Genomic DNA, 16,250 nt, shown 5'->3' with positions numbered 1-16,250 from the left:
ATTTCCGCGTCGTCTGCCTGGCTCGCCGCAGTCGTCCCACTGCGTACGGCCTGACTGCGTACGGTCCCGTCTTCTGTACCGTCCCGTCAGATCATGCCGGACGGTGGTGGTCATCGCCTGCCCCGCCCGGTACTTCGGCAAGCCCGTGGCGCGCGGCTGCCTTCTCCTGGGCGATCCGGCGATGGTCGGCGGCCTTGCGCTCGTAGAGGTCGGCCAGCCGCTGGTGGTACGCCGGGTCGTCCTCCTCGTAGATGTCCGGGATGCCGTCGAGGTCCTCGTCGCGCTCCTCTTTCTCCCACAGGCGGCGGTACTTGGCGTTGCGCATCTTCAGCAGGATCGTCGCGAGTGTCGCGGCGATGAGCGAGCCCATCAGCACGGCGGCCTTGATCTCGCCGGTCATCGCCTGGTCGCCCTCGAAGGCGAGCTCGCCGATGAGCAGCGACACGGTGAAGCCGATGCCGGCGAGGCTCGCCACCGCGAACACGTCCGCCCAGGCGAGGTCGTCGCTGAGCGAGGCCCGGGTGAAACGGGCCGTCAGCCACGTCCCGCCGAAGATGCCGAGGGACTTGCCGACGACCAGTCCGAGGACGACGCCGAGGGGCTCGGGCCTGGTGAACACATCGGCGAGCGCGCCACCGGAGATGGCGACACCGGCGCTGAAGAGCGCGAACAGCGGTACGGCCAGCCCCGCCGACAGGGGCCGTACGAGGTGCTCGATGTGCTCGCCGGGGGAGTGGTCCTCGTCCTCGTGGCGGTGGCAGCGCAGCATCAGGCCCATGGCGACGCCGGCGATGGTGGCATGGACGCCGCTGTTGTACATCAGCGCCCAGACGACGAGTGCGAGCGGCACGTACACGTACCAGCCGCGCACGCCCTTGCGAAGCAGCAGCCAGAAGACGGCCAGACCCGCCACGGCGCCACCCAGCGCGGCGAAGTTCAGGCTGTCGGTGAAGAAGACCGCGATGATCAGGATCGCGAAGAGGTCGTCGACGACGGCGAGTGTGAGCAGGAAGGCCCGCAGCGCGCTCGGCAGGGAGGTGCCGATCACCGCGAGCACGGCGAGCGCGAAGGCGATGTCGGTGGCGGTGGGCACGGCCCAGCCGGCGAGTGAGCCGCCGCCGGTGCCGCTGGTGAGAACGTAGACGAGCGCCGGTATGGCCATGCCGCACAGGGCGGCGACGACCGGGAGCGCGGCGGCCTTGGGGTCGCGCAGGTCGCCCGCGACGAGCTCCCGCTTGAGTTCGATCCCGGCGACGAAGAAGAAGATCGCCAGCAGTCCGTCGGCGGCCCAGTGCGCGACCGACAGGTCGAGGCCGAGGGCGGCGGGGCCCAGGTGGAAGTGGGAGACACTCTCGTAGCTGTCGCTCAGCGCGGGGATGTTCGCCCACAGCAGGGCGGCGACCGCGGCGGCGAGCAGCAGCACACCGCCGACGGTCTCGGTGCGCAGCGTGTCCGCCACGTAGGTCCGCTCGGGGAGCGAGAGACGGTCGAGGACCTTGCGGGGCGTGGAAGGGCGAGGCTCGGTCACGGGGGGAGACCTCCGGTCGGTGGGCAGGGCTGGACACATGCCGACCAGACTTCCCGGCGCACCATGGAGCAGTTGTTTTTCTTAGTCTAGGTAAACATATGGCCGGGTGTCACCCCGGTGATCTTCGCCTCCGGGGTGACAAAAGGCACCCGGCGCACCGAGTGCCGGGTGCCCTTCGTCCGTTCCGCTACGCCCGCGCCGTGATCAGTCCTCGCCGGGCGCGGCCGGCAGCTTGGCCTGGATGAGGTCCATGACCGTGGAGTCGGTCAGCGTGGTGACGTCACCGAGCTGGCGGTTCTCGGCGACGTCCCGCAGCAGACGGCGCATGATCTTGCCGGAGCGGGTCTTGGGCAGCTCGGCCACCGGCAGGATCCGCTTGGGCTTGGCGATCGGGCCGAGGGCGTCGCCGACGTGGGCGCGCAGCTCGGCGACCAGGGTCTCGGTCTCGGTGGCCGTACCGCGCAGGATCACGAAGGCGACGATCGCCTGCCCGGTCGTCTCGTCCGCCGCGCCGACCACGGCCGCCTCGGCGACCGAGGGGTGGGAGACGAGCGCCGACTCGACCTCGGTGGTGGAGATGTTGTGGCCGGAGACGAGCATGACGTCGTCGACCCGGCCGAGCAGCCAGATATCGCCGTCGTCGTCCTTCTTGGCACCGTCACCGGCGAAGTACTTGCCCTCGAAGCGCGACCAGTAGGTGTCGATGAACCGCTGGTCGTCGCCCCAGATGGTGCGCAGCATCGACGGCCACGGCTCGGTCAGCACCAGGTAGCCGCCCCCGCCGGCGGGCACCTCGCTCGCCTCGTCGTCGACGACCGTCGCTGCGATCCCGGGCAGCGGCGTCTGCGCGGAGCCGGGCTTGGTCGCGGTCACGCCCGGCAGGGGCGAGATCATCATCGCGCCGGTCTCGGTCTGCCACCAGGTGTCGACGATCGGGGTGCGGTCGCCGCCGATGTTCTTGCGGTACCAGATCCACGCCTCGGGGTTGATCGGCTCGCCCACCGAGCCCAGCACGCGCAGGCTGGACAGGTCGAACTTGGCGGGGATGTCGTCGCCCCACTTCATGAACGTGCGGATCGCGGTCGGCGCGGTGTAGAGGATCGTCACGCCGTACTTCTGGACGATCTCCCAGAAACGGCCCTGGTGCGGGGTGTCGGGCGTGCCCTCGTACATGACCTGCGTCGCGCCGTTGGCCAGCGGGCCGTAGACGATGTACGAGTGGCCGGTGACCCAGCCGACGTCGGCGGTGCACCAGTAGACGTCGCTCTCCGGCTTGAGGTCGAAGACGGAGTGGTGGGTGTAGGCGGTCTGGGTGAGGTAGCCGCCGGAGGTGTGCAGGATGCCCTTCGGCTTACCCGTGGTGCCCGAGGTGTAGAGGATGAACAGCGGGTGCTCGGCGGCGAACGCCTTCGGGGCGTGCTCCTCGCTCTGCCGCCCGACGAGGTCGTGCCACCACACGTCGCGGCCCTCGGTGAAAGCGACCTCCTGGCCCGTGCGGCGCACGACCAGGACGTGCTCGACGTTGCCCGCCTTCTCGACGGCCTCGTCCACGGCCGGCTTGAGCGCGGACGGCTTGCCGCGCCGGTAGCCGCCGTCGGAGGTGATGACCACGCGCGCGTCGGCGTCCTGGATGCGGGTGGCGAGGGCGTCCGAGGAGAAGCCGCCGAAGACGACGGAGTGCGCGGCGCCGATGCGGGCGCAGGCCAGCATCGCGATCACCGTCTCGGGGATCATCGGCATGTAGACGGCGACCCGGTCCCCGGCCTGAACTCCCAGCTCCAGCAGGGCGTTGGCGGCCTTGGACACCTCGTCCTTGAGCTCTGCGTAGGTGAGGGAGCGGCTGTCGCCGGGTTCGCCCTCGAAGTGGATGGCGACCCGGTCGCCGTGCCCGGCCTCCACATGGCGGTCGACGCAGTTGTAGGCGACGTTGAGTTCGCCGTCCTTGAACCACTTGGCGAACGGCGGGTTCGACCAGTCGAGGGTCTCGGTGGGCTCCTTGGCCCAGGTCAGCCGACGGGCCTGCTCGGCCCAGAAGCCGAGCCTGTCAGCCTTGGCCTGTTCATACGCCTCCGCCGTGACATTGGCGTTCGCGGCCAGGTCAGCGGGCGGCGCGAAGCGTCGCTCCTCCTTCAAGAGGTTGGCCAGGCTTTCGTTGCTCACGGCATCTGCCTTTCCCAGGGTGTCCGTTGTGTCCCAGGCCACAGCTCATCAGACCCGGGGGTGCGATGACAAGGGCCGACCGACGATTGGTTTAGACCTGTCAGGCGGTGCTGTCGGCGACCGGGGTCATCCGTACCCACGGACGCAGACCAGGGAAAGTTCAGTGTGTGTCACGCCTGTCACCTGAGATCGGGGAGTGCGCCAGGGGCAGTGCCTCACCACCCGGCCCGGGCCGCGAGCGGACGTGAGTCCGAGAGTGGCCCAGGGGTGGCCGGGTGGCCGGGGTGGCCGGGGTGGCCGGGGTGGCCGGGGGTGTACGGCGCTGGCAGACCGCCAGAGCCGTACTCCCGGGCTGGTGCCCGGCTCACCCGGTCAGGTCCGTCTCCCGTACGCGGTCGAAGACGCCGCCGGCGTCCGTCTCGGTGAGCAGGTACGCCTCGGCCTCGCCCACGTGGAAGTACATGCCGTGCAGCTCCAGGGCGCCCTTCTCCAGGGCCCGGGCCACCGATGCGTGGGCGCGCAGGTGCTCCAGCTGCTGGACCACGTTGGTCAGGCTGAGCTGCTCGACCGCGTCCTCGGGAGCCCGGCCGGCCAGCGTGCCCCACGGCAGGCCGGTATCGGCCATGCGCTCCAGACTCGGCAGCCCGTGCCGCAGCCACCGCTTCAACGGTGTCCGGGCGCCGCCGGGCTCGGAGTTGAGCAGCGCCTGCATGGCGCCGCAGCCCGAGTGCCCGCACACCGTGATGGACCGCACCTGCAGCACCTCCACGGCGTACTCGATCGTGGCCGCCACCGAGTCGTCGCCGCTCTCCTCGCCCGGGCGCGGGACGAGGTTGCCCACGTTGCGCACGACGAACAGGTCGCCCGGACCACTGGAGGTGATCATCGACGTGACCAACCGGGAATCGGCGCAGGTCAGGAAGAGCTGTGAGGGCCGCTGCCCCTCACGCGCCAGCCGGGCCAGCTCGCTGCGCACCAGGGGCGCGGTGTTGCGCTGGAACGCGTTGATGCCCCGCACCAGTTCGTGCCCACTGGCTCCGCCGGTGCCGGTCGGGTCCGGCTCGGAGCGGTCCGTCCCGTCCGGGTTCTTCTCGGAGGGGGGCGCGGACGGGGGGAGGTCGCACTGGTGGTTGAGCCAGGGCGTCCAGGGCCGGCAGCGGCAGCTGGTGAAGGCCTGGGGCTCGGAGATGCGAGTGCCGGAGTGCCGGCCGGTGATCTCCACGGTGCCGCCCTGCGCGGTGTGTGTCTTCTGCCAGTCCTGCAGCGTCTCGAACGCCGCGTGGTCCATGAACGAGCCGTCCAGCTCGACGACGGTGTCGGCGCCATGGGGCACGCGATGCAGGACCCGGCTCAGCCGGGGCACCGCGAGGAAGGTCAACTGTCCTCTGACGTGTACGTGATGGACTCCTTCCTTCTCGTCGTGCGTGATGCGCGTGCGGGTGAGGCGGTGCAGGGCGACACCGACCGCCATGGCGATCCCCAGCGCCACGCCCTGCAGGACACCGAGGGACACCACGCCGAGGGTCGTGACGGCGTAGACCCACACCTCACGGTGGCGCGTCACCGTGCGGATGTGGTTCAGGGACACCATCTGGATGCCGACGGCCATCACCAGTGCGGCGAGCGAGGCGAGCGGGATGAGCTGCAGGAGCGGGACCATCAGCAGTGCGGCGATCACTACGAGAACGCCGTGCAGCATCGTGGAGTTCCGGCTTTCCGCGCCCGCGTGCACATTCGCCGAACTCCGCACGGCCACACCGGCGATGGGCAGCCCGCCGAGCGAGCCGGAGACGATGTTGGCGGCGCCCTGCCCGAGCAGTTCGCGGTCCAGGTCGGAGCGGTGGACCCGGGCGGCCGGGCCCGGGCGGCCGGCCACCAGCTTGTCCACGGCCACCGCGCCGAGCAGCGACTGCACACTGCACACCAACGTGGTGGTGAGCACGGCGGCGGCCAGACCGAGGACGGGGCCCTGCGGCAGCCCGGCCAGGGCGTGGTTGCTCCAGGACGGCAGGTCGACCTTGGGCAGCCGGAGACCGGCGAAGGCGGCGGCCGCGGTGGCGCCGGCGACGGCGACGAGAGCGGCCGGGACCTTTCGCAGCAGGTGTCCGGTCCGGCCGGGCAGTCTCGGCCAGAGCAGCAGCAGCGCCAGGGTCAGCACGCTCACCGACACGGACGCGGGGCGCATCTGCGCCAACTGGTCGGGCAGCGCCTGGAGGTTGGCGGGCACGGAGCTCTGCGGGGTGCCGCCGAGCACGATGTGCAACTGGGCGACGGCGATGGTGACGCCGATCCCGGCGAGCATGCCGTGCACGATCGCGGGGCTGACGGCGAGGGCGCCGCGGGCCACGCGCAGGCAGCCGAGGCCCAGTTGGGCGAGTCCGGCGAGGACGGTGATGGCGCAGGTCGTCCGCCAGCCGTAGCGCTGGATGAGGTCGGCGGTGACGACGGTGAGTCCGGCGGCCGGCCCGCTCACCTGGAGCGGGGAGCCGCCGAGCCGCCCGGCGACCAGCCCGCCCACGGCTGCGGCGACGAGGCCGGCCTGGAGGGGTGCGCCGGTGGCGAGGGCGATGCCCAGGGACAGAGGCAGGGCGATCAGGAAGACCGCGATCGAGGCCGACACGTCGGCTCCCGCGATCCGGAAGCGGCGGGGGCCGGTCGGCGGCGGGCTGTGGGGCGGATGGCTGCGCTCGGTCCGGTTCGGGTCGGCGGCGCGTGTGGGGACGCAGGCTGACATGGTTTCCCGTCTCCTCCGGGGCTGCGCGGTCGCGTGACTGGGGTCCCCGCTTGGGGCGGGGGCGTTCGCGGCCGTGGGTCACGGCATAAATCGGCGGGATGAATCAACGTTCGGTAAACGGATCGTAATGCAGAGTAAAGGGCGGGCATGGACTTTACGGGCAAATGGGCGAATAGATCACTCTGAAGAGTGGAGTGGCTATGTGGTCGGCTTGTCGTACTAATTCCTTCTCTGACTCGTGCGAATTTGGCGGCGCTGTCGGCACCCGAGAGAAGGAAGAAGGTGGGCGGAACATGGCCGCCACCCACAGGATCGCCGCGGGCTCCGTGATCGTCGCGGTCTGCGCCGCATCGCTCGCCGGTTGCGCGACCGGCACATCCAGGCAAAGCAACCCCGAACCGTCCCGGGCGAAGCCCGCCCAGGCACCGAAGAGCACGGTGCGGCTGATCGGCGACGGTTCCACCGCCTACACCGGCGCCCAGCCCCACCTGCCCAGGCCCGAACGGCTGCGCCCCGGCCAGAAGCCCCCGCAGTTCGTCGTCTTCTCCTGGGACGGCGCGGGCGAGGACAGCCAGAAGCTGTTCTCTCACTTCCGCGAGGTGGCGAAGAAGAACAACGCGACCATGACGTACTTCCTGAGCGGCGTGTACATGCTGCCGGCGAAGAAGCGCGACCTGTACCGGCCGCCCCAGCACTCCCCGGGACGCTCCGACATCGGCTTCAACGACCGCCGCGGCATCGCCGCCACCGCGAAGCAGCTGCGTCTGGCCTGGCTGGAGGGCAATGAGATCGGCACCCACTTCAACGGCCACTTCTGCGGCAGTGGCGGCGGTGTCGGTGAGTGGTCCGTGGAGGACTGGAAGGACGAGATCTCCCAGGCCAAGCAGTTCGTGAAGACCTGGAAGACCAACACCGGCCTGAAGAACGCCGCCCCGCTGCCCTTCGACTACGACAAGGAGCTCATCGGCGCACGCACGCCCTGCCTGGAGGGCCAGCGCAACTTCATGAAGGCGGCCCGAGACCTGGGCTTCCGCTACGACACCAGTGGCGTCACCGACCAGGTCTGGCCGAAGCGGAAGCAGGGCCTGTGGGACCTGTCCATGCAGCTCGTACCGTTCCCCGGCCACTCCTTCGAGCAGCTCACCATGGACTACAACTTCATGGTCAACCAGTCGGGCACCAAGACCCAGGGCAATCCCGCCATGCACGACTTCTGGGGCGACCAGATGCGTGACGGCCTGCTCCAGGGCTTCCAGCGCGCCTATGACGGCAACCGTGCCCCGCTGATCATCGGCAACCACTTCGAGTCCTGGAACGGCGGCACCTACATGCGGGCCGTCGAGGAGGTCATCGAGACGGTGTGCAACAAGGAGGAGGTGCGCTGTGTCTCGTTCCGGCAGCTCGTGGACTGGCTGGACGCACAGGACCCCAAGACGCTCGAGAAGCTGCGCACCCTGAGGGTCGGCGAGGCGCCGAAGGAGGGCTGGGCGTCTTTCCTGTCGGGCCGTCCCGCCCCGGCGCCGAAGGGCGTGCCGGGGGCTCCGGCGGCCAAGGGGTAGTCCGTCAGGCGGTCATAGGCCCTCAGGCGGTCGACGTCACGGTCACGCGCGCGTGCAGCGCGGGATGGGCACGCGCGCGTGAAGAAGGCCACTCCGCCGTGGGGCCGGGCCCCGGGATGCGTAGGGTCGTACTCATGAGTACAGCAGGCGCGACCGCCGACCCCCTCGCGGCCCTGGGGGCGCTGCCCGGAGTGGCCGATTCCGTGGAGTCCGTGCGCAAGGCCGTGGACCGGGTCTACGGGCACCGGATCATGCGGCGGCGCAGCAACGCGATCACCTCCGAGGCCGCCTTGCGCGGCGCCCGCGGCTCGGCCGCGCTGTCCGGTGCGGACTGGGCCCTGGAGGAGGTGCGTCGGCGTACGGACTTCAGCGGCGAGGACGAGGCACGCACCGTCGGTGCCTCACTACGGCTCACCGCGGAGGCAGGCCAGCTGCTGTCGATCTGGCGGCAGTCGCCGCTGCGGGTGCTGGCCCGGCTTCACCTCGTGGCGGCAGCCGACCAGGCCGACCAGGTGGGGCGGCCCCGGCAGGAGGGCGAGCCGGTCGACGAGCCGCTGGTCGGACTGCCGCTGCCGAGCGCGGCCGAGACGCACGGGCGGCTGGAGGGACTCGCCGGGCTGATCGTCGCCGGCGGCTCCGCGCCGGCGCTGGTGACGGCCGCCGTGGTCCATGGCGAACTCCTCGCGCTGCGCCCCTTCACCTCCCACAACGGCCTGGTCGCCCGCACGGCCGAGCGCATCGTGCTGGTCGGCAGCGGCCTGGACCCGAAGTCGGTCTGCCCGGCCGAGGTCGGCCATGCCGAGCTGGGTCGCGAGGCCTACCTGGAAGCTCTCGACGGATACGTCTCCGGCACCCCGGAGGGCATGGCCGCCTGGATCGCCCACTGTGGCCGGGCGGTCGAACTGGGGGCGCGCGAGTCGACGGCGGTGTGCGAGGCGCTGCAGCGCGGAGCGGCGTGACAACCGCCCGGAACAGAGATGCGGCGGTACGAGTTCTCGTACCGCCGCTGGCATGAGCATCGGGTTACCAAGCGTCCTCGAACAGTGCCCATCAGGTCGGGAGCTTTGCCCGTGCCTGGTGCGGCTGGCCCGTATTCGACGGGTCGACGTCGCGTGGGTGCCCGGTGTTCATGCTCGGTCCGTGGGGCCAGAATGCGTATTTAAGGTGATCCTCGCGGATGTCCTTGGTCTCGCGGGCCGTTGAGTCCTTTGTACTCCTGACCCGCGACAAGCGGAAGTCCAGGCTGCACTTCTTTACTTTTGGGTTCAAACAGGAGTGTGGAGGACTGCGGATCGTCTCAGGTCAGGCGACTGTGGCCCGGCGCCGGTTCGCGTACCAGACAAGCCCCGCGGTGGCCGCCGCCGCGCCTATCGCGGCGACCGCGACGAGCGCCGGACGCGGCGGTACGGCGAACGCGGGGATGCGCTGCTTGAGCCGGACCGGACGGTGGAAGTCCAGGACCGGCCACCCGCGCGCGAGGGCCTCGCGGCGCAGAGCGCGGTCCGGGTTCACGGCATGGGGATGGCCGACGGACTCCAGCATCGGCACGTCGGTCGCCGAGTCGCTGTAGGCGTAGCAGCGGCTGAGGTCGTACCCCTCGGACTCGGCCAGCTCCCTGATGGCCTCGGCCTTCGTGGGGCCGTACGCGTAGTACTCCACGTCGCCGGTGAAGCAGCCGTCCTCACCCACCACCATGCGGGTGGCGACCACGCGGTCCGCGCCGAGCAGTTCACCGATCGGCTCGACCACCTCCGCACCCGAGGTGGAGACGATCACGACGTCGCGGCCGGCGGTGTGGTGCTCCTCGATGAGGGAGGCGGCCTCGTCGTAGATGATCGGGTCGATCAGGTCGTGCAGCGTCTCAGCGACGATCTCCTTGACCTGCTGTACGTTCCAGCCGCGGCACAGCGCGGACAGGTAGGCGCGCATGCGTTCCATCTGGTCGTGGTCGGCGCCGCCGGCCAGGAAGACGAACTGGGCATATGCGGTGCGCAGGACAGCCCTGCGGTTGATCAGACCGCCTTGGTAGAACGACTTGCTGAACGTGAGCGTGCTCGACTTCGCAATGACCGTCTTGTCCAGGTCAAAGAAGGCGGCTGTGCGGGGCAAGGAGTGGTTTTCCACGCCCTTGAGCATAGGGGCAGCCCATTCGGCGTAAGGTGGGGCGTGTGGGTTTGCCTGAGAGGGCTCTCGGGTACACCATGGAAGTCACGGATCGTTCGCGACCGTGCTAACCCGGCCCGACTCCTCCCCCCCCCGAGTCGGCCGTGGGGACGACCCCCGCTCTCCCCCCCGGCGGGGGTCGTCGCATGTCCGGATGGGTTTTCTCCTTCTTCGCGCGGCCTGAGCGCCGCTTTGAGGCGGCTTCGGTCGCCTCTTCGGCATGCCCCTGACTTGTTACGCTCTGTAGTCGTCGAGCTGCTCTGCGGAAGTCACGCGGTGGGTCGGCGGGGGTCACCGGTATGGGTGACGGCGATATTCACAACCCCCGGGACGTCCACAGTTATCCACCAAGATCCACACGATTTCCGGGATCGCTGCACCGTGATTCCAGCGCGTCCCGCTCGCGGCGAGTTCATGGCCGGTTCCGATTGCGGGGGGCGTTTGGCCGGTTTCTGTCGGCCGTTCATAGGGAGGCCGCCTTGCCGGTTCTTCCCACGTTTGCGAATCGCGGGGCCCCAGAGGCCGCGCGAGCGGAACAGCGAAGGGGGATGGAGACCATGGCCGGAACCGTCACACACGATCCGCAGCCGGCAGCCGGAGGGCGGCAGGGCGGACCGCTGATCGTCACCGAGGACACCGAACTCCTCGACGACCTGCTGCGCCTGTGCGCGGCGGCGGGCGCCACGCCTGAGGTGCACCACGGGGTGCCGGAGCGCAGAGGCAGCTGGGAGGCGGCTCCGCTCGTCCTGGTGGGCGACGACGCGGCGCGGCGCGTCCGCGGGGCCGCGCGCAGAAGGGGAGTCGTCCTCGTCGGCCGCGACCAGGACGACTCCGGGGTGTGGCGGCGGGCCGTCGAGATCGGCGCCGAGCACGTCCTGATGCTGCCCGACGGCGAGCAGTGGCTGGTCGACCGGATCGCCGACGTGGCCGAGGGCGTCGGCCGGCCCGCCCTCACCGTGGGCGTGATCGGCGGCCGGGGCGGGGCCGGAGCGTCCACGCTCGCGTGCGCCCTCGCCGTCACCTCCGCGCGTGAGGGGCTGCGCACGCTCCTGGTGGACGCCGATCCGCTGGGCGGCGGACTCGACGTGCTCCTCGGCGGTGAGACGGCCGAGGGGCTGCGCTGGCCCGCCTTCGCCTCCTCGCGTGGACGCGTCGGCGGGGGCGCCCTGGAGGAGTCGCTCCCCGAGCTGCACTCGCTGCGGGTGCTCAGCTGGGACCGCGGCGACCGGATCGCCGTCCCGCCGCAGGCGGTGCGCGCGGTGCTGGCGGCGGCCCGACGCCGGAGCGGCACGGTGGTGGTCGACCTGCCGCGCCGCATCGACGACGGGGTCGCCGAGGTGCTCACCCAGCTGGACATGGGTGTGCTGGTCGTACCCGCCGAGCTGCGGGCCGTCGCGGCCGCCGGGCGGGTGGCCTCCGCTGTCGGCATGGTCCTGCGGGATCTTCGGGTGGCGGTCCGCGGGCCGTACTCGCCGGGGCTCGGCGACCGGGAGGTGGCCCGGCTGCTCGGGCTGCCGCTGGCCGGCGAGGTGCCGCTCGAACCGGGGCTGCTGCGCCCGGACGAGGGCACGGCACCACCCGGTGCCGTCCCGCGTGGACCTCTCGCCCGGTTCTGCAAGGAGTTCTGGGAGCGGGCGCTCGTCGAGGCGGGTGCGGCATGAGCACCCTGGCCGGACCGGAGGGCGCGGAACTGCTCGACGGAGTGCGGCGGTGGCTGGCCGAGAGCGGGGCCGAACCGACACCCGCGCGCGTGGCGCAGGCCCTGCGGGAGCAGGGACGCGTGCTCGGGGACACCGAAGTCCTGGGCGCCGCCGCGCGGCTGCGGTCCGAGCTGGTCGGCAGCGGACCGCTGGAGCCGCTGCTCGCCGATCCGTCGGTGACGGACGTGCTGGTGTCGGCCCCGGACCGGGTATGGGTGGACCGGGGCGGCGGGCTGGAGCTGACGTCGGTGCGGTTCGCGGACGCCGCAGCCGTACGACGTCTCGCCCAGCGTCTCGCCGCCGTGGCCGGACGCCGTCTGGACGATGCCCGGCCCTGGGCGGACGCCCGGCTGCCCGACGGGACCCGGCTGCACGCGGTGCTGCCGCCGGTGGCCGTGGGATGTGCCTGCCTGTCGCTGCGGGTCGTACGACCGCGAGCCTTCACGCTCGGCGAGCTGGTCGCGGCGGGCACGGTGCCGCCGGGCGGTGACCGTGTGCTGCGCGCACTGCTTGACGCACGGCTGTCCTTCCTGGTCAGCGGTGGCACGGGCAGTGGAAACCCCAAACTACAGCTATGACTCCTCTACTGTGATCATGGTCAGAGAACCTTTCGGGACCGCGAGAAATGCCCTCTGACCTGCGGATTTGATGTCCGATTCGGCAGCAGGCGTGATCGCCTTCGAATCCAAGGTGAGCACAGAAAGCGGCCCCGGCGGCGTCGAGGGGACGCCGGCCGGGGCCGCGGGTTGAGCTGAGGTCAGGGCTTGGGCGGGGTCACGAAGCCCCGGACAGGCCGCTGCTCCTTCGGGTCACGCGATGCGGGCTGCTGCGCGCGCTTCCACGCCGCCACCATCTCCGCGTAGCGCGGGTCGATCCATTCGGACACGGTGCCTCCCTTCACGGGCAGGCTATGCCACCCCGGGCTTCTTCGGCTTCGGTGTGACGACGATCGTGCAGTCCGGGGCGTGCTGGCACTTCGCCGCCACCGACGCCAGGGTCTCGTCGGACGGCGGCCCCCACAGCTCCGCATCCGCCTCCCACCCGAGTTCCGTGATCTTCTCGCGGGTCCGGTCCAGGATCGGCGGATCGTAGTTCGTGGGGTCGTAGCCCGGGAAGTGGTGCACAAAGCTGCCGAGGGACTCGCACAGCTCGGCGTACATCGCCGTGTGCAGGATGAGAGCGTGCCAGCCCTCGTCCACGATGCGCGACGGGGCGAGCCCGACGCCGGGGTTCTTCGCGCAGGCCGCCACGAACTTGAGGCCCTCGTCGACGATGCGGCCGGCCATCTCCTCGGACATGTCGGGGTTGGCGTCCATGACGGTGCCGCGGACACTGGCGAACTGCTCGTCGGTGATGAGCATGCGCGCGAGGGCGGGCACGGCCGGGTTCTCGGGCGGGTCCATGGGGCCCGGAGGTATGGTCACGGAATCTCCTTCGCTGGTTGCGGTTGGGGATGGCCCCGCCCGGGCCGGGGTTCTTCGCGGGATTCACCGGCCGGGCGGGGAGCTTGAGGGTTACGGGCGCGGCCCCTGCCTGATGAGCCGGTAGAGGATCAGCCCGACTTCGCAGCGGCTCGCGTCGTCCGTGCACTGCTCGCACATCGGGGCGTGCTCGAAGAGGCCGCGGTGTGCCCATGCGGCCGTGCAGCGCTGGCAGGCGCGGGGGAACCAGCTGCCTGCCGGTGACTTCTGCTCGCCCAGGTCGATGGCCGTCTCGGCGTTCAGCGGCCCTTCCTCGCACCAGACGCAGCGGGCGCCGCGTAGTTGGTCCTCGGTCGCGTCCGCGGCGGCTGGCAGTAGCAGGGCGGCTACCACGCTGGCGGGTACTTCGAGTAGGGCTCTGGGTGATCCTGACGGTGGGGGTGCTGCGGCGGTACGGTGCGTCACGTCGACTCCAACCAGTCGGCCAAGCCCCGGGGCCGTTCACGCGGTCGCCGGGGCGCTGTCCGGTTATGGAATCGCCGAGCTACACACAGTGACAGGGATGTGACGTCCCAGTTTTACGACGCTATTCGTTGACTCCCAGGAACTGCGCCAACGCCCCGAGCCCCGGTGGGTGGTTGGGAAGCGCCCACAGATCACGCACGATCGCCACGGCCAACGTGTGGTGCTGCATCCAGGTTGGGGCCACACGGCGCAGAGATTCCAGGGTCTTCACTGCCCCGGCCGCGTCCCCGATGTCCGTGTGGGCCCGGGCGACATCCAGCAGCAGCCACGTCCGCCAGGACGGAGGGGTGTCCTTGCTGAGCCGCATCCCCTTGGCGAGCGCCAGCGCGTCATGCGGGTGCCCGTATTGGACAGCAAGCCGAACGCGTTCGATACGGACCGACGAAGGGCTGAACACGCTGACCATGCGGTTGTCGCCGCCCTCGGGGAGCTTCGAGAGGCGAGCGGCCTCCTTCTCCGCTGTCTCCATCATTGCCGCTGCCCGGTCGTAGTCACCGCTCCGTGCGGCCGAGGTGGCGGCACTCATTGTGAGTGCACCCCAGACCTTCAAACCGTCGGCGGTTCCGTCATGACCCGCTACGACGATGTCGGCGGCTGCACGGAGTGCGATGCTCAACGCGTCCTCCAGGCGCCCCTGCCGCTGGTAGGCCCATGCCATGGAGTTGACGATCATCGGCGACAGAAGGGGGTCAGACGACTGCTCAGCGGCATCTATCGCCCGCTCCAAGCTCGTCAACGCAAGGTCCGTCTTCCCCATGCGCACCGCGACGTGTCCGGCGAGCTGCAGGGCTTTGCCCAGGGCTGCGAAACCCGCGCGACGGTCGTGGTCTTCGCCCCATGCTGTGGCGGTACGCGCGTCAGCGATCAAGTCTGGGAGGGCCTTCATCACCGCGTCGAACTCGGCGGCGTGGTACTGCGTCCAACCGTCTGCGATCTGCCCGCGAAGCTTGTCCAGGGTGAAGTCTGGCCCTGGCGGCTCCGGATCCGGCCCCCAGAGCACGGGCATGATGGCCCGGCGCACGGCCACAAAACGTGGTCCATCGTTCTCACCAGTGGAGGAGACTCCGGGTGGATCACCCAGGAGCGTGGTCAGCTCCACTCCCAGTCCGTTGGCCAAGGCATGCAGCGTGGGCAGTCGCGCTGAGTGCTTGCGGCGTTGCTCAAGCTGACGAATCACATCGACAGATACGCCCGAACGGCTGGCCAGTTCCTCTTGGGTCAAGGAGGCCAGCCTGCGAAGGCGACGGAGAGTGCGCCCGAGGTCGTCATTTGCCACGTTGTCACGGTACGCCGCCGGAGCAGCGGGAGAGCGTGCGCCAGCAAGTTGGTCCGGACACGACGAAGCGGCCCCGCCCTCCCGAAGGAGAGCGGGGCCGCGGTCATGAGCCGATGTCGTGCAGGTACGGGCGGACCTCGTCGGGTATGGGCTGCGGGGGCGGAGGCGGCTCCAGCTGGGCCTGCCGCATATACGCGACCAGCGAGCGGGCCCAGCTGGCGATGTAGCGCAGGGCGAAGTCCTGGGCGCCGAGCCGCGCCCGGTCCTGCTCGGCCTGCTGACGGTCCTGTTCGGCCTCCCGCTCCAAGCGCTCGATGTGCGCGCTGAGCTTGTCGGTCACCGCGGTGAAGTCGTCGCGGCGGTCGGCGCCGCGCGGACGACGAGGCTGCCGCCGGCCGATGACGGTGGTGATGATGCCGCCGGCCGCCGTGACGAGGGCGACGGCCAGGGCGCTCAGCGCGGTGAGCATCTCAGGTCTCACGCGGTAGCTCCGTCCGTGCTGGGGGCTCGTCCCAGCCGATCGCCACGAGGCAGACCGCGCCGAACGCGCCGAAGATCAGGGCCGCTACCCAGCCCCTGGAGTAGTCGCCGAGGGGCCACCAGGCCACTAGGTAGGACATGGACCAGGGCGCGGTGATCGCCCAGACGGCCAGGAACCCGGGCCAGTCCTTCCTCGGCGGCAGCCACGCGCAGACCAGCGCGATGATCCCGGCCGTGATCCATGCCCAGCCCCACACATGAAGCGGCCAGAGCCCGAGCAGCAGGCGCAGGCCGCTCGTATCCCGGACCGGCTCGGCGAGCTGGCCGGAGCCGTAGAGGGTGGCGATGGTGCCCTTCATCGTCAGCAGGGCGCCGCGGCGGCCCAGCCGCCTGGTGAGCCGCCGAGCCGCCGCGCGCATCAGGCGTCCAGGCCTGGACGGCCGGTGATGGCGATGCCGCCGTCCTTGTCCGGGTAGTGCGGGGGCCTGGCCAGGCCGAGGAACCATCCCCAGCCTCGACCTGCCTTCTGCTCCAGCAGCCGGAACAGGGCGTAGTACACGGTGCCGAACGCACCGGCCAGCGCGGCCGTGAGGGTGGCGTCGTCCAGGGTGATGCCGAGACGCGCCAGCTGCACCGCGGCGAACCCGACGACGTAAGGAACGAGGGTGCGCCAGAGGGAGGCGAGCCAGTCGTAGAGCGTCATG

14 protein-coding genes and 1 pseudogene are annotated in these 16,250 nt (G+C 70.5%); 4 read left to right on the top strand and 11 right to left on the bottom strand.

The genetic code is table 11. The annotated features are described in order from the left end of the window. Nucleotides 1–91: 91 nt before the first annotated feature. The 3 genes from nhaA to ACZ5TL_RS25145 all read right to left on the bottom strand — a co-directional run bounded on the left by nhaA (nt 92) and on the right by ACZ5TL_RS25145 (nt 6,422). Nucleotides 92–1,528: a Na+/H+ antiporter NhaA gene (gene nhaA / locus ACZ5TL_RS25155; RefSeq protein ID WP_468592525.1), complete on the bottom strand. Its 1,437-nt coding sequence runs from the start codon at nt 1,526–1,528 to the stop codon at nt 92–94. 204 nt (nt 1,529–1,732) lie between these two features. Further along, entirely contained in the window at nt 1,733–3,688 is a 1,956-nt protein-coding gene (acs, locus tag ACZ5TL_RS25150) for an acetate--CoA ligase (protein WP_468592523.1), read from the bottom strand. Between the two features lie 364 nt (nt 3,689–4,052). Then, nucleotides 4,053–6,422 (bottom strand): bifunctional SulP family inorganic anion transporter/carbonic anhydrase, encoded by a 2,370-nt coding sequence (locus ACZ5TL_RS25145; protein WP_468592522.1) that lies wholly within the window; start codon nt 6,420–6,422, stop codon nt 4,053–4,055. A gap of 293 nt (nt 6,423–6,715) precedes the next feature. Here ACZ5TL_RS25145 and ACZ5TL_RS25140 point away from each other — a divergent pair, with 293 nt between their 5' ends. Both ACZ5TL_RS25140 and ACZ5TL_RS25135 read left to right on the top strand, forming a co-directional pair. After that, the gene (locus tag ACZ5TL_RS25140; protein WP_468592521.1) at nt 6,716–7,981 is read left to right on the top strand and encodes a polysaccharide deacetylase family protein; all 1,266 of its coding nucleotides are present in this window, start codon (nt 6,716–6,718) and stop codon (nt 7,979–7,981) included. 134 nt (nt 7,982–8,115) lie between these two features. After that, on the top strand, nt 8,116–8,940 hold the full coding sequence (locus tag ACZ5TL_RS25135; protein WP_468592519.1) for a Fic family protein: 825 nt from the start codon (nt 8,116–8,118) through the stop codon (nt 8,938–8,940). 343 nt (nt 8,941–9,283) lie between these two features. On the opposite strand, the gene ACZ5TL_RS25130 is transcribed toward ACZ5TL_RS25135, so the two are convergent. Beyond that, nucleotides 9,284–10,117, bottom strand: a complete 834-nt coding sequence (locus tag ACZ5TL_RS25130; protein ID WP_468592518.1) for an HAD family hydrolase — start codon at nt 10,115–10,117, stop codon at nt 9,284–9,286. A 584-nt stretch (nt 10,118–10,701) separates the two neighbouring features. Between ACZ5TL_RS25130 and ssd the strand changes: the two genes are divergently transcribed. Both ssd and ACZ5TL_RS25120 read left to right on the top strand, forming a co-directional pair. Further along, a complete protein-coding gene (gene ssd, locus ACZ5TL_RS25125; protein ID WP_468592516.1) occupies nt 10,702–11,805 on the top strand; it encodes a septum site-determining protein Ssd in 1,104 nt (367 codons plus the stop codon). Beyond that, a pseudogene (locus tag ACZ5TL_RS25120) lies at nt 11,769–12,413 on the top strand (ATPase, T2SS/T4P/T4SS family); the annotation flags it as partial. The gene ssd and the pseudogene ACZ5TL_RS25120, both read left to right, overlap by 37 nt. Before the next feature lie 188 nt (nt 12,414–12,601). On the opposite strand, the gene ACZ5TL_RS25115 reads toward ACZ5TL_RS25120, so the two are convergent. From ACZ5TL_RS25115 to ACZ5TL_RS25085, 7 genes are all read right to left on the bottom strand, one after another. Continuing rightward, a complete protein-coding gene (locus tag ACZ5TL_RS25115; protein ID WP_468592515.1) occupies nt 12,602–12,730 on the bottom strand; it encodes a hypothetical protein in 129 nt (42 codons plus the stop codon). 22 nt (nt 12,731–12,752) lie between these two features. Beyond that, nucleotides 12,753–13,247 carry a glycine-rich domain-containing protein gene (locus ACZ5TL_RS25110; protein ID WP_468592566.1) on the bottom strand — a complete coding sequence of 165 codons (495 nt, stop codon included), beginning with the start codon at nt 13,245–13,247 and terminating at the stop codon, nt 12,753–12,755. Nucleotides 13,248–13,358: 111 nt separating this feature from the next. Beyond that, nucleotides 13,359–13,658 carry a hypothetical protein gene (locus tag ACZ5TL_RS25105; protein ID WP_468592514.1) on the bottom strand — a complete coding sequence of 100 codons (300 nt, stop codon included), beginning with the start codon at nt 13,656–13,658 and terminating at the stop codon, nt 13,359–13,361. 193 nt (nt 13,659–13,851) lie between these two features. Beyond that, nucleotides 13,852–15,066, bottom strand: a complete 1,215-nt coding sequence (locus tag ACZ5TL_RS25100) for a helix-turn-helix domain-containing protein (protein WP_468592513.1) — start codon at nt 15,064–15,066, stop codon at nt 13,852–13,854. Nucleotides 15,067–15,169: 103 nt separating this feature from the next. Further along, nucleotides 15,170–15,547, bottom strand: a complete 378-nt coding sequence (locus ACZ5TL_RS25095; protein WP_468592511.1) for a hypothetical protein — start codon at nt 15,545–15,547, stop codon at nt 15,170–15,172. Further along, the gene (locus tag ACZ5TL_RS25090) at nt 15,537–15,965 is read right to left on the bottom strand and encodes a hypothetical protein (RefSeq protein ID WP_468592510.1); all 429 of its coding nucleotides are present in this window, start codon (nt 15,963–15,965) and stop codon (nt 15,537–15,539) included. Before ACZ5TL_RS25090 ends, ACZ5TL_RS25095 begins: the two co-directional genes overlap by 11 nt. Further along, the gene (locus tag ACZ5TL_RS25085; protein WP_356656504.1) at nt 15,965–16,249 is read right to left on the bottom strand and encodes a hypothetical protein; all 285 of its coding nucleotides are present in this window, start codon (nt 16,247–16,249) and stop codon (nt 15,965–15,967) included. The genes ACZ5TL_RS25090 and ACZ5TL_RS25085 overlap by 1 nt, the downstream gene beginning before the upstream one ends. Nucleotide 16,250 lies beyond the last annotated feature (1 nt).

It is taken from the genome of Streptomyces sp. NPDC033136 (assembly GCF_055578235.1).
This window is presented reverse-complemented; position numbering and strand designations above follow the sequence as displayed.